The following is an 11,907-nucleotide window of genomic DNA, read 5'->3' as shown; positions in this document are numbered from 1 at the left end:
GCCATGCAGGGGACGCTGCAAGTACATCCATGTAAGCTCGATGGCGCCATCCATGGCGCCAACGCCCCTGCATGACCCACCCGCCCGACCTCAGACAGTTTCCGCGCGCGTCCAGCCACGGAAGAGAAAAAGAAGAGCAGGAGCAGAAGCGGGTCGCGCGCTGTGCGCGCTTTTGTAGTGCCGAGCCATGCTCGGCTGCTCTTGGTCGCGGTGGCTGAACATCCGCGCCGCGCGCGATAGCCGAGCATGGCTCGGCACTACAAAAGCACTGCGCTACAGCAGTTGCCGGAGCATGGCCTTGAGGCGTCGCCCTTCCAGCTGGAAATAGTCGCGCTGTGCACGCCAGTCGGGGAAGCGTTGTTCCACTTCGTGCCAGAAAGCCGGCGAGTGGTTGGCCTGGATCAGGTGGCAGAGTTCGTGCACCAGCACGTACTCGAACGCGGCGGGGCTGCCCAGTACCAGGGCCAGATCCAACGCCATGCTGCCGTCGGGGGCCAGCGAGCCCCATTGCGAGGACATCACCTTCAAGCGCAGGCGGCTGGGCGCGCGCGGCAGGCCGGGCAGGTACTTCGGCAGCCAGCGGCCGACATCGGCGCGGGTCTGTGCTTCGTAGAACTCGCGCAGCAGGCGGCGCAGCGTGGCATCGCCGCCACGGCTCGGCCATTGCACGCAGGCACCGTGCTCGTCGATTTCCAGTCGTGCATAGCGGCCTTCCTGCCAGCGCAGCGGCAACAGGTCGCCGCGCAGCGGCAGCACACCGTCGACGCCAGGCTGCAACGCGGCGGGCAGGCCGTGTCCCTGGTAAACGCGCAGCTGCAGGCCCAGCCACTCGCGATGCTGTTCGAGGAAGCGCTCGCCCATCACCAGGCTGGCGCGTGGCGGCAGTGTCAGTCGTGCACCGCGCTCATCGACGCTGAGCTTGATCCGGCGCGCGCGCGGATCGCGCACACGCAGTACTTCGATCTCGACATCCTCCAGCCGCAGGCGAACGGTGTCGCGCTGTACGGTGGCGGCAGGGACCGGCGAGATCAGGCGGCGCAGCAGACGGCTCATGGTCCCAGCATAGCGCCGTGCGGGGCCGCCGGATGACCGGCGGCCGACGGCCTGCCTGTTCAGTCAGCCTTGCTGAGCTTGAAGGCTTCTTCAAGCAGCAGGAACAGGCGACGGATCTCCGCACTCTGCAGGGCGAAGCGGGCGTCGAACTCGGCACGGCGGCCGTCTTCGTCCGCGTGCTCCAGCTGGTCCAGCGCGCCGTCCAGGAACTTCAGCTTGCGCACGATCAGGTCGTCGCCCAGCACGAAGGACAGGTTGTCCTCGAACACCAGGGCCAGCTTGGTCACCTGCTTGCCGGCGTCCAGGTGCTTGTCGATCTCGTCGCAGCGCAGTTCCTGGTGCTGGCACTTGACCACCGCGCCGCCTTCCACCGGATCCTTCATCTCGCACTCCTCACCCAGGCTGAAGCCGGTGGGCAGGGGCTCGCCGGCGATCCAGCCGGTCAGGATCGAACGCGGCGCGACTTCAGCATTCAGCGGCATCGCCGGGAAGCTGCCGAGCAGGCCCCGGATGTCGGACATGAAGTATTCGCCGGTCTTGCGGCTGGAGGTGTCCACCACCACGTAGCCGTGCAACTGGTCGATGAAAGCGTCGTTGCGCGAGGACTTCACGAAGGCGCGCGGCAGCAGTTCATGCAGCAGGTCGTCCTTCATGCGCTTGCGCTCGCGGCCACCGGGGCGGCGGCCTTCCTTCTCTTCGATCTCTTCCAGCTTGCGCTCGAGCAGGTCGTTGACCACCGCGCCGGGCAGGATCTTGTCCTCGCCACCGACGGTCAGCCACAGGTGTTCGGCAATGCGGTGCGAGAGGGCTTCCTTCTCTTCGCGGCCGAACGGCGAGATGAAACCACGCGAGTTCATTTCCAGCGCGCCGACCGGCTTGAGCAGGGCGTGCGGCAGCAGGGTATCGACTTCGGAAAAATCAGTGGAGGTCGGGAAGCGGAAGAACGTCAGGTTGCGAAAGAACATGGAATTCCGGTGTCTGAAGAAGAAGGGCGCCCGACCTTAAACGGCAGGCGTCTCGGGAACTGCGTCGGCCAGCCAGGCATCGGCATGCGCCGCATCGCCACGGCGGCCCAGGGCCATGAAATCGAACAGGGCGGCATCGGCCAGCTGCGCAGGTCGCACGTCGGCCATCGCACGTGCGATCTGTTCGATGCGCCCGGGATGATCCTGGTCCCACTGCTTGAGCATCAGGCCGACCTGCCGACGCTGCAGGTTTTCCTGGCTGCCGCACAGGGTGCAGGGAATGATCGGGAAGCGGCGGGCCTGCGCGTACTGGGCGATGTCGTGCTCGCGCACGTACGCCAGCGGGCGGATCACCACGTGCTGTCCATCGTCGCTGAGCAGCTTAGGTGGCATGGCGGCCAGCTTGGCATGGTGGAACAGGTTCAGGAAAAACGTGGCCACCACGTCATCGCAATGATGGCCCAGGGCGATCTTGCTGAAGCCGTGCACCTTGGCGTGGTTGTACAGCGCGCCCCGGCGCAGGCGCGAGCACAGCGAACACATCGTCCGGCCTTCCGGGATGACCCGGCTGACCACCGAATACGTGTCCTGCTCGATGATCTGGTACGGCACGCCCAGCCCGGCCAGGTACTCCGGCAGGACGTGCTCGGGGAAACCGGGCTGTTTCTGGTCCAGGTTCACCGCTACCAGCTCGAACGGCACCGGCGCCTTTTTCTGCAGCTGCAGCAGCAGGTCCAGCAGGGTGTAGCTGTCCTTGCCGCCGGACAGGCAGACCATGACCTTGTCGCCTGCTTCGATCATGCCGAAGTCGGCGATGGCCTGGCCGACCTGGCGGCGCAGGCGCTTGCCCAGCTTGTCCGCCCCGTGCCCGGCCACGCGCGGGTCGCGCGAAACGCGCTGCGGGGGATCGGGCAGGGAGATCACGGCGGACATGGCGCCATTCTACCGGCTTGCGGCAGCCCGGACCCGGGGTCGGGATTCCCCTCTCCCGGCAGTCATCGTCGCTGTGTATGCTCGGAGACCGTGGACACCTACAACCCCGCCGAAATCGTCGAACACCTCGTCGCCCTGCGCGCCGAGCACCGGTCGCTGGATGAACAGATCGCGCGCATGGCCGCCAACGGCGAGGATGAGCTGGAGTTCAAGCGCCTGAAGCGGCGCAAGCTGCAGTTGAAGGACTGCATCACCAAGCTGGAAAGCCTGCAGATTCCGGACGAGCCGGCGTAACCGGTGGCCCATCCACGCATGGCGTGGATCTACTGCAGGCCCGTGCCCGGCCCGAAGTCCGGTAACGACCCGACAATCTGTGGATCCACGCCATGCGTGGATGGCACGGCCGCCAACACATGGATGCACGCCATGCCGGGACATCCGGTAGATCAACGCCATGCGTGGATGACGCGATCCGGCAATCCATGGATCCACGCCATGCCGGGACATCCAGTAGATCCACGCCATGCGTGGATGGGGCCCCGCATCAACGCGGCAGCGCCAGCTCAGCACTCCATGCCGCTTCGCCGTCCACGGTCAGGTGGCAGCGGCGCATGTTGCCGGCACCGGCACAGCGCAGCCCCAGCGGATGGCCGTACCAGTCCCCGCCAAGACCCTGCCGAGCGGCGGGTTCATCACCACTGATGCGCACCTCGCCAGCCAGCCACAGACGGTAGCGCGCCGGTTGTCCGGCCTCTGCTTGCAGGCACAGGCGCACCGGCGCATCGGCCAGCCGCCCGGGCAGGTTATCGTCCACGCAGACCTCTGCAGCCTGCACCGAAGCAGCCGCAAGGCCTGCGGCCGCGATCAACGCGGCCAGGCCCGACAGGCGCCGCAGGTTCAATCCTGCGGTGCCGGTTCGTCCGGGCGCGCGGCTTCCGGGCTGACCCGTTCGATGGTGTGGCGCAGCTCGCGGCCGAGGATGAACTTGGCATCCTTGGCCCAGGCATCCAGGCGCTCGTCGAACAGCAGCTTGCTGTTCTCGTCCGGCCACACCAGGCGCAGCTCGCGCAGCTTCTGGATGAACCCGCGGAACAGCGACTTGTCGAAGAACTCCGGCGCGGCCGGCGCATAGAGCAGGCTCAGGCGCTGCGCGGCCTGCTGGCACAGGCTTTCCAGCTCGGCGGCGCCGAGCGTGCCCGGGCCGTTCTTCACCAGCACCGAAATGGCGATGTAATAGCGCTCGAACGCCTGCTGCAGCGAATGGCCGATTGCACGCAGGCGGAACACTTCGTCGGTCTGCCCGGTGTTGCGCGCGAGGATGCCGCCGTCGTCTTCGTTGACGTTCTGCAGCAGGCCCTCACGCACGAATACGTCGATGGTCTGGTCGATACGCTGGGCGAACTCGTCCTCGGTCCACGGCAGGAACAGCTCGGCCTGCAGGAACGGGTACACCGTGCGGCCCAGCTGCACCAGGCCGGTGCGGCTCATGCGGCGATTGTTCTGGAAGCAGCAGGCCACCCACGACGACGCGGTGAACAGGTGCACCACGTTGTTGCGGAAGTAGCTCAGCAGCACCGCGGTATCGCCGCTGACGCTGAGCACGTCGCCCAGCGGGTGCTTGATGCGGGTAAGAACGTTGATCTCTTCGGCGTGGGCGATGATCCGCTCCGGCGAGTGCGGGGTCACCGTCACCCGGCCCGAATACGGCATCTCCACCAGCAGGGTCTTGCACAGTTCGATCTGCGCGATCAGGTCGGCCTCGCCCATCGCGTGCTTGGGCGTGGACAGCAGGGCCAGCGCCAGCAGGTTGATCGGATTGACGTCGGCCGCGCCGTTGATGCGCACCTGGATGCGCTCGGCCAGGGTGTCGACGGTGGTCGACAGCCACGAGGGCTTCTCGTCCTCGGACACCGCCTCGCCACCCCACTCCGGGGCCTTCTCGGCCAGCACATCGTTCAGCGCGATCGGTTCGCCGAAGTTCACCACCACCTGGCCGTAGTTCTGCTTGAGCACCTTGGGGATGCCCCACAGCAGCTGCCAGATCGATTCCTTTTCCTTCGGCCGCCCGGACAGTTCATCCAGGTAGCTGCCGCCCTCCATCAGCTTCTCGTAGCCGATGTAGATGGGCTGGAACAGCACCGGCTTGCGCGGCTGGCGCAGGAACGCGCGCAGGGTCATCGAGATCATGCCGCCCTTGGGCTGCAGCAGGCGGCCGGTACGCGAGCGCCCACCCTCGACGAAGTATTCGATGGAGTAGCCGCCTGCGACCAGCTGCGCCACGTACTCGCTGAGCACCGCCGAGTACAGCGCGTTGCCACGGATCGAGCGGCGGATGAAGAACGCACCGCCCTTGCGCAGCAGGGTGCCGACCACCGGCAGGTTCAGGTTGATGCCGGCGACGATGTGCGGCGGCACGATGCCACGGTCGTACAGCAGGTAGGACAGCAGCAGGTAGTCCATGTGGCTGCGGTGGCTGGGCACATAGACCACTTCGTGGCCCGGCGCGGCGGCCTTGAACTTGTCCAGATGGTGCACCAGCACGCCGGCGTAGATGCGGTTCCACACGTGGCTGAGCATGAAGCTTGCCGAGCGCACCACCGGGCTGGAATAGTCCGCGGCGATTTCCCAGGCGTAGGCGTGCGCCTTCTTCCAGGCATCGCTGGTTTTGCTGTTGTCGCGCTTGGCCTGGGAGGCGATCGCTTCGCGCACCGTCTCGGCGGCCAGCACCTGGTCCACCAGCAGGCGCCGGGTCGACAGGTCAGGACCGATCACCGACTCGCGGATGCGGCGGAAATGGGTACGCAGCACGCGCTGCAGCTTGCGCACCGTACGCTCGGGCTCCAGGCCCTCGTCGATGGTCGAGCGCAGCGAGATCGGCGGTGCGAAGCGGACGATGGTGTTGCGGCCGTTCAGCAGCAGGCCGAGCAGGCGGCGGAAACGGCCGACCAGCGCCCAGTTTTCCGAGAACAGCACGGCGAACCAGCCGCTCTGCTTGTCCGGGGCGCGGCCGACGAAGATCGATACCGGCACCAGGTGCACATCCAGGTCATCGCGCACGCGATGGGCCTGCAGGACCTTGGCCAGCGAATCGGAATGGGTCTTGGCGCCGCGCTGCTCGGGAATCAGCGAGTTGCTGGAGCTGCGGCGCGACAGGGCCAGGTAGGCGCGCTTGCGGCCGGTGGGGTCACCGGCCAGCGGCACCAGCGGCGACGGCAGGCCGGCCTGGCGGCAGGCCTTGTCCAGGATCAGCGCGTTGGACAGGCCGTAGTCTTCCAGCACGTACATGACCGGGCGGCCATCGTTGTACTGGCCCGGGTCTTCCGGCTCGATCTTCAGCGACAGCCAGGGTTCCACCAGACGCCCGAGCAGGCGCGCCCACAGCGGGCGGCGGCCGGCAGGACGCGCGTGCACGGGCGTCGCCGCCGGCGGCGTGCCGGCGTCGGTCGAGGGGGACACCGGCGCCGTGTCGGCGGGCGTCTGCTGGGATTCTTCGCCGGGGAACGGCAGCGGGTTCTGTTTCGACATCGACGTCATTATGGCTTAGCCGATGGCGTTGCCGCTTCCCCATCGGTTGCGGGGGCGGGCACAGGCTCTGGCGCGGCGGCCGCGCGCGCCGCATCTGCCTGGCGCAACAGGGCGTCGGTATCGGCCAGGGTGCGGGTCAGGTACCAGTGGCCCTCGCGCCGGCTCAGCGGCACCTGCACGGTCATCGCGCGGCCGGCAAGCTCGTACTGCAGGCGCACCAGGGCGTTGTCGCCCTCCACCGACAGCAGCTCACCACGCACGCTGCGCAGCGCCTCGTCCACGCCCAGGCCATAGCTGGCCAGCACGGCCTTCACCGTATGGATGAACGGCGCCAGCTGCTGCAGGCTGCCTTCCATGCCAGCTGCCTGCAGACCGGCGTCGTCCTGGAAACCGACCTCGGCCGCGGCACCAACGAGCGCAGCGATGCTGCTGCGGGCTCTGGCGCGGTCGCTGATGGGTGCGTCCTGGGCCCAGGCCGCCAGCGTCTGCACCAGCTGGATGTAGTGCGCCTGCTGGCCGGGCGTATAGCCCTTCTGGTGCCGCAGGTACTGCACGCCGAAGTTGCCCATCGACTGCGCGGCCTGGCGCACGGCGCGGGCCTGGCCGGCCAGCTGGCGGTCGAAACTGCGCTGCAGCTGCGCGCTGGCGCCGGGCTCGCGCAGCGCCGCCAGCATCGGCAACAGCTGGTCGCCGAGCGGCAGTCCGGTCAGCGGCCACTGGCTGTGGCCATCGGCCCAGGCCTGCTGCAGGCGCTGGTACTGGCTGGGCGGCACCGACAGCTTTGCGTAGCCGACCAGGTCGTCCTCGGCCAGCCGTTGCGCCATCGCCTGTACCGCGGTGACAGGCTCGGCCGGCGCGGCGGCCGGATCGCTGCCGGATTCACGGCACGCGGCGATGGCCAGCAGCAGCATGGCCGCCAGCCCCCATCCCCGTGCAGACCTTCCTCGCACTACAACGCTCATGCAATCGGACTCCCCGGACCGGTCCGCATCTTGCGGCCTGCGACGTGACAGCGGCAAGCCGGGGCGTCACGGTTTCTGCCATGGCCTGCGCTGCGCGGGGGATTCACGCCATGTGCCGACGGGCCTCCCCACAGCGGGCGGATAAAAAAAAGAGCCCGGATCACAGGGATCGCAGACTCTTCAAACCGGCGCAAGGCCGGTGGACAGTGTTGTGGCGCATGTCCGGCCCGAAGACCGGATGGCGGCGATCCTACGCTGCCCGCAAAGTTAACGCAACACATGACAAAACATCATTCAACCCATTGATTTTATTGAATCAATCGCGTTTCCAGACCGCTTCTATGAAATCTACGGCATGTTTTTCGGCGATTCGGGCATAAACGCCGGGGTAGCCGGCCAGCGCGCAGCCTTCGCCCCAGCTGACGACACCGAACTGGGTCCAGCCCTCGCGCAGGCGCAGCAGCAGCGGACCGCCGGAATCGCCCTGGCAGCTGTCGATCCCCTCGCGTCCTGCGCAGATGACCTTGCCGCGTGCCAGCTCGCCCGCATACGCCTGCTGGCACTCGGTGAAGGGCACGAACGGGGTCTGCACCGTCTGCAGCTGGGTGGGATAGAGGCGCCCGTCGGTGATATCGGTGTCGCCCCAGCCGATCACCGTGAACTGCCTGCCTGGCTTGAGATAGCTGGCATCGGGCCGCAACCGCAGCGCCACCGGCTGCGCATCGGCCAACGGCGCACTCAGGTGGATCAAGGCGACGTCATGCTCCAGCGAATTGCCGCTGTTGAACGCCGGATGCACGTGGATGGCCGTGACGTTGGATGCGCGTGCCGACGGTTCGGTGGACAGCGCAGTGACGCCGCCCAGCACGGCGAGATCACCGGGGCGATCACCCTCCACGCAGTGCGAGGCCGTCAGCACCCATGAGGGGGAAATCAGCGTGCCGCCACACCAGTGGCGACCGTGGTCACTGTCGCCGTACGACAGGCGCTGGATGCTGACCATGAACGGGTAGTCACCGGGCCTGGCAGCCTCGCCACCGATGATGCGCGGCGCTTCGCGGGGCTGGGGTGCCGCCGCAGCGGGAAAGACGATGGCGGCGGCCAACAGGCTGCCGAACAGCAAAGAGGTGCTGCGATACATATCCGTGTATTCCTCTATCGATGGTTGGAACCGGCACGGCCGCGGTCCGTGCTGGTGCACCGAGTGATAGAGGTCGCTCCACCCGCGCGGCGCGATGTGGCGCACAGTTTCCCGGGCTGGGGTCGGGTGCGTCAGGGCAACAGACGCAAATGCGAACGCCACCCCGCATTCGGCGGGATGGCGTTCGTGGTACCGGCGTGACCGTCGTCGGAGCGTGGCTCAGCGCGCGGCCAGAGCCGTCGCGATTTCCTGCTGGATCGCCCGTGCTGCGGCCTGCGGATCGGACGCCAGGCGGATCGGACGGCCGACCACGATGGCATCGGCGCCATCGGCAAACGCCTGCGCCACCCCCACGGTGCGCTTCTGGTCATCGCCGACCGGGCCACCCGGACGGATGCCCGGGCAGACGATCGAGAAACCGGCGCCGGTCGCGGCACGGATCGGACCCGCTTCCTGGCCGGAAGCGATCACACCGTCGATGCCCGCAGCCTGTGCGGCCAGCGCGCGTTCGACCACAACCTCCACCGGCTCGCGGTCGATGCCCATCTGTGCCAGGTCCGGGCGGCCCATCGAGGTCAGCACGGTCACTGCCAGCAGGCGCATGTCGCCGCTGTTGGCGGCCGCACAGGCCTCCATCATCGCCGGGTGCCAGCCGTGGATGGTGGCGTAGCTGACCGGCCACTGCGCCAGGCGCTTGATCACCGCTGCGGCGGTGGCCGGAATGTCGAAGAACTTGAGGTCGACGAACACGCGCTTGTCGCGACGTGCCAGCTCGTCCAGCACCTGGAAGTACTCGCCGGAAGCGAGCAGTTCCATGCCGATCTTGTAGAACGCCACGCTGTCGCCAAGGCGGTCGACCCACTCCAGCGCCTGCACGCGGTCAGGCACGTCCAGCGCGAAGATCAGACGCTCGTCGTCACGCAGCGGCAGCGGGGCGCGGCTCACGGCGCGTAGTCCAGCGCGGCGCGCTTGGCGTCATGACGGGCCTGGCGCGGCTGCGAGTAATCGTTGTTGAACTGCGCCGGCTCGAAGCCGCCGTAGGTCGGGTTCGGCAGCATCCACCAGCGCTCGCCGAACCAGTCGTGATACTGCTGCAGCAGCGCGTCGCGGCCGTCATTGGTGTTGGCGGTCACTTCCACGAAGTCACCCAGCTGGTCGCCGAACTGCATCAGCACGCGGTACTTCTGGCCGGCCAGGCGGCGGCGGCAGTTCTTCTCGCTGCCGGCCTGCTCGCAGCCTTCGACCACGGTACCCAGACCGAGGAACACGCTGTCATCGGCCACCGGCAGGCCCTGCTCGCGCAGGTTGGCCAGGGTCGCGTCCTTCAGGTGTACGGCACGGTTGGAGATGTACAGCAGGGTCACGCCCTTGGCGTTGGCGGCCTTGGCGAAGTCGACCACGCCGGGAATGGCCTTGGCCTTCTTTTCGGCAACCCACTGGTCCCAGCTGAGTTCGTCGTATTCCTTGCCGTCACGCACCAGGCGCGCCTGGTAGGGCGAGTTGTCCAGCACGGTCTCATCCACGTCCAGCACCACGGCCGGCTTCAGGCCCTTGGCCTCGTTGCCGCGCTCTTCCGGCACCAGCGCATCCCAGTGGGCTTCCTTCAGCGCGACGTCCAGGTGGTCGGCGGCCGCGCGGTAGGTCTGCTCGGTGATCGCCTTGTATTCCTGCGCGCGCTGCATCCACAGCACGGCGTTGAGGTTGTCGTTGGCGGTCGCGTCGAGCGCACCGTCTGCCTTGGCGGCAGCGGCCGGCGCTTGCGGGGTGGCGGCTTCGGCAGGCGCTTCCACGCGCTTGCAGGCGGACAGGCCCAGCGCCGCGGTGGCGAGCAGGGTCAGGGACAAGGAAACGGGACGACGCATGGATTCACCGGCAATCAGATATACCGGCCCATTTTACCGGCAAAGGCGCCGCCGGGACGGCTATGCTTGGTGGTTGACCTGTTGTCTTCCGGAAGCCGCCATGACCGACCCTGCCCAGACCCCCGACGTTCCGCTGCTGGATGCCGTACAGGCGCGCCTGCTGGGCTGCCTGGTGGAGAAGGAAGCCACCACCCCGGACACCTACCCGCTGACGGTCAACGCCGCGCAATCGGCCGCCAACCAGAAGACCGCCCGCGAGCCGGTGATGAACGTAAGCGCCGGCAGCGTGGAGCATGCGCTGCGCCAGCTGGAAACACTGGGCCTGGCCCGCCAGCACTTCTCCTCGCGCGCCGACCGCTACGAGCACCGCCTGCAGAGCGCGCTGGACCTGACCCGGCAGCAGACCGTGCTGCTGGCCCTGTTGCTGCTGCGCGGGCCGCAGACCCTGGGCGAGCTGGTCACCCGTGCCGAGCGCCTGCACCGCTTCGCCGATGCCGACGAAGCCCGCCACGCCATCGAGCGCCTGCAGCAGCGTGCGCTGCTGGTGGTGCTGCCGCGCGCCAGCGGCCAGCGCGAAGACCGCTACATGCACCTGCTGTGCGGTGAAGTGGACGGCGCGGCGTTGGCAGCGAAGTACGCCAGCAGTGGCGGCGGTGCCGAGTCGGCCGATCCCGGCCTGGCTGAGCGCGTGGCCCAGCTGGAAGCGGCCGTGGCCGAACTGCAGGCCCAGCTGGCGGAACTGCGCGGCGGCTGAGGCGGTGGGTGCCGACCGTTGGTCGGCACGGTGGCACTCTGTCGTGCCGACCAACGGTCGGCGCCCACCACGATCAAACCTCGGCCGCGCCGAGCGTGGCGTATAGGCGGCTGGGGCTGTCGATGCCCGGCAACTGGATCACCCCGCGTTCCTGCATGCCCAGGCCCAGCAGGATCTTCCCGGACACCACGTGGTCCAGGTCGGTGATGCCGTACAGGTCCTGCAGGCCCAGCACCGTGCGTGCGTGATTGAACACCGCCCGCGCCGCCTCGCCGGCATAGCCCTGCCCGGCGAATTCCGACAGCACCGCATAACCGACGTCCGGTCCCGGCAACCCATCACGGCGCACCAGCCCGGCGTTGCCCAGCCAGGCGCCATCGGACAGCCGCTCGATCGCATACATGCCGAAGCCATTCAACGCATAGCTGTGCAGCACCCGCAGGGCGATGTACTCGCGCGCCTGCTCTTCGTCGCGCACGTTGCGGTCACCGATGAAACGCACGAAGCCCGGATCGTTGAGCAGCGCCAGCATCGGTGCCGCATCGCGGTCCGGTTCAATGGCCCGCAGACGCAGGCGTTCGCTTTCAATGGGATGCACGCGCAGACCTCCAGCCGAAACCCCGATTCTGCCTCAACGCCCGGCTGTTGATTTTGATTTTCTTTTTTCTTTTCCGTGGCCGGCGCACACGGAACCTGTCAGGAGCCGGGCGGG

General features: G+C 67.7%; 12 protein-coding genes. 2 read left to right on the top strand and 10 right to left on the bottom strand.

Translation table 11 applies throughout. The annotated features are described in order from the left end of the window. Nucleotides 1-273 precede the first annotated feature (273 nt). Genes GIW57_RS22980 through ttcA form a run of 3 tightly spaced genes read right to left on the bottom strand, consistent with a single transcriptional unit; the run spans nucleotide 274 to nucleotide 2,951 of the window. The gene (locus GIW57_RS22980; RefSeq protein WP_100461756.1) at nucleotides 274-1,053 is read right to left on the bottom strand and encodes a SprT family zinc-dependent metalloprotease; all 780 of its coding nucleotides are present in this window, start codon (nucleotides 1,051-1,053) and stop codon (nucleotides 274-276) included. A 59-nt stretch (nucleotides 1,054-1,112) separates the two neighbouring features. Further along, nucleotides 1,113-2,018 (bottom strand): recombination-associated protein RdgC, encoded by a 906-nt coding sequence (locus GIW57_RS22975; RefSeq protein WP_089241793.1) that lies wholly within the window; start codon nucleotides 2,016-2,018, stop codon nucleotides 1,113-1,115. A gap of 36 nt (nucleotides 2,019-2,054) precedes the next feature. Continuing rightward, nucleotides 2,055-2,951, bottom strand: a complete 897-nt coding sequence (gene ttcA / locus GIW57_RS22970) for a tRNA 2-thiocytidine(32) synthetase TtcA (protein ID WP_236513024.1) — start codon at nucleotides 2,949-2,951, stop codon at nucleotides 2,055-2,057. A 90-nt stretch (nucleotides 2,952-3,041) separates the two neighbouring features. Here ttcA and GIW57_RS22965 point away from each other — a divergent pair, with 90 nt between their 5' ends. Further along, nucleotides 3,042-3,245 (top strand): YdcH family protein, encoded by a 204-nt coding sequence (locus GIW57_RS22965; RefSeq protein WP_032978412.1) that lies wholly within the window; start codon nucleotides 3,042-3,044, stop codon nucleotides 3,243-3,245. 250 nt (nucleotides 3,246-3,495) lie between these two features. Here the strand turns inward: GIW57_RS22965 and GIW57_RS22960 are convergent, their stop codons facing one another. The 6 genes from GIW57_RS22960 to GIW57_RS22935 form a co-directional block, all read right to left on the bottom strand. After that, on the bottom strand, nucleotides 3,496-3,852 hold the full coding sequence (locus tag GIW57_RS22960) for a hypothetical protein (RefSeq protein ID WP_100461754.1): 357 nt from the start codon (nucleotides 3,850-3,852) through the stop codon (nucleotides 3,496-3,498). Continuing rightward, the gene (gene plsB, locus GIW57_RS22955) at nucleotides 3,849-6,485 is read right to left on the bottom strand and encodes a glycerol-3-phosphate 1-O-acyltransferase PlsB (RefSeq protein WP_100461753.1); all 2,637 of its coding nucleotides are present in this window, start codon (nucleotides 6,483-6,485) and stop codon (nucleotides 3,849-3,851) included. The genes GIW57_RS22960 and plsB overlap by 4 nt, the downstream gene beginning before the upstream one ends. Continuing rightward, nucleotides 6,485-7,438, bottom strand: a complete 954-nt coding sequence (locus GIW57_RS22950; protein WP_236513022.1) for a hypothetical protein — start codon at nucleotides 7,436-7,438, stop codon at nucleotides 6,485-6,487. The genes plsB and GIW57_RS22950 overlap by 1 nt, the downstream gene beginning before the upstream one ends. A 316-nt stretch (nucleotides 7,439-7,754) precedes the next feature. Then, the gene (locus GIW57_RS22945) at nucleotides 7,755-8,579 is read right to left on the bottom strand and encodes a serine protease (protein WP_100461751.1); all 825 of its coding nucleotides are present in this window, start codon (nucleotides 8,577-8,579) and stop codon (nucleotides 7,755-7,757) included. A 219-nt stretch (nucleotides 8,580-8,798) separates the two neighbouring features. Then, the gene (pyrF, locus tag GIW57_RS22940; protein ID WP_100461750.1) at nucleotides 8,799-9,524 is read right to left on the bottom strand and encodes an orotidine-5'-phosphate decarboxylase; all 726 of its coding nucleotides are present in this window, start codon (nucleotides 9,522-9,524) and stop codon (nucleotides 8,799-8,801) included. Further along, nucleotides 9,521-10,441 carry a 5'-nucleotidase, lipoprotein e(P4) family gene (locus GIW57_RS22935; RefSeq protein WP_100461749.1) on the bottom strand — a complete coding sequence of 307 codons (921 nt, stop codon included), beginning with the start codon at nucleotides 10,439-10,441 and terminating at the stop codon, nucleotides 9,521-9,523. The genes pyrF and GIW57_RS22935 overlap by 4 nt, the downstream gene beginning before the upstream one ends. Before the next feature lie 100 nt (nucleotides 10,442-10,541). Here GIW57_RS22935 and GIW57_RS22930 point away from each other — a divergent pair, with 100 nt between their 5' ends. Continuing rightward, on the top strand, nucleotides 10,542-11,195 hold the full coding sequence (locus GIW57_RS22930) for a DUF480 domain-containing protein (protein ID WP_100554314.1): 654 nt from the start codon (nucleotides 10,542-10,544) through the stop codon (nucleotides 11,193-11,195). Between the two features lie 73 nt (nucleotides 11,196-11,268). On the opposite strand, the gene GIW57_RS22925 is transcribed toward GIW57_RS22930, so the two are convergent. Then, on the bottom strand, nucleotides 11,269-11,793 hold the full coding sequence (locus tag GIW57_RS22925) for a GNAT family N-acetyltransferase (protein ID WP_236513020.1): 525 nt from the start codon (nucleotides 11,791-11,793) through the stop codon (nucleotides 11,269-11,271). Nucleotides 11,794-11,907: the final 114 nt, after the last annotated feature.

Origin of the sequence: Stenotrophomonas sp. PA-6-5C (genome assembly GCF_021605635.1) — a bacterium.
Taxonomy (GTDB): Bacteria; Pseudomonadota; Gammaproteobacteria; order Xanthomonadales; family Xanthomonadaceae; genus Stenotrophomonas; species Stenotrophomonas lactitubi.
This window is presented reverse-complemented; position numbering and strand designations above follow the sequence as displayed.

Bases quoted from the DNA above. Each gene is read 5' to 3' on its own strand.
- GIW57_RS22980 (WP_100461756.1), bottom strand. From the start codon at position 1,053: ATGAGCCGTCTGCTGCGCCGCCTGATCTCGCCGGTCCCTGCCGCCACC.
- GIW57_RS22975 (WP_089241793.1), bottom strand. From the start codon at position 2,018: ATGTTCTTTCGCAACCTGACGTTCTTCCGCTTCCCGACCTCCACTGAT.
- ttcA (WP_236513024.1), bottom strand. From the start codon at position 2,951: ATGTCCGCCGTGATCTCCCTGCCCGATCCCCCGCAGCGCGTTTCGCGC.
- plsB (WP_100461753.1), bottom strand. From the start codon at position 6,485: ATGACGTCGATGTCGAAACAGAACCCGCTGCCGTTCCCCGGCGAAGAA.
- GIW57_RS22950 (WP_236513022.1), bottom strand. From the start codon at position 7,438: ATGAGCGTTGTAGTGCGAGGAAGGTCTGCACGGGGATGGGGGCTGGCG.
- GIW57_RS22945 (WP_100461751.1), bottom strand. From the start codon at position 8,579: ATGTATCGCAGCACCTCTTTGCTGTTCGGCAGCCTGTTGGCCGCCGCC.
- GIW57_RS22935 (WP_100461749.1), bottom strand. From the start codon at position 10,441: ATGCGTCGTCCCGTTTCCTTGTCCCTGACCCTGCTCGCCACCGCGGCG.
- GIW57_RS22930 (WP_100554314.1), top strand. From the start codon at position 10,542: ATGACCGACCCTGCCCAGACCCCCGACGTTCCGCTGCTGGATGCCGTA.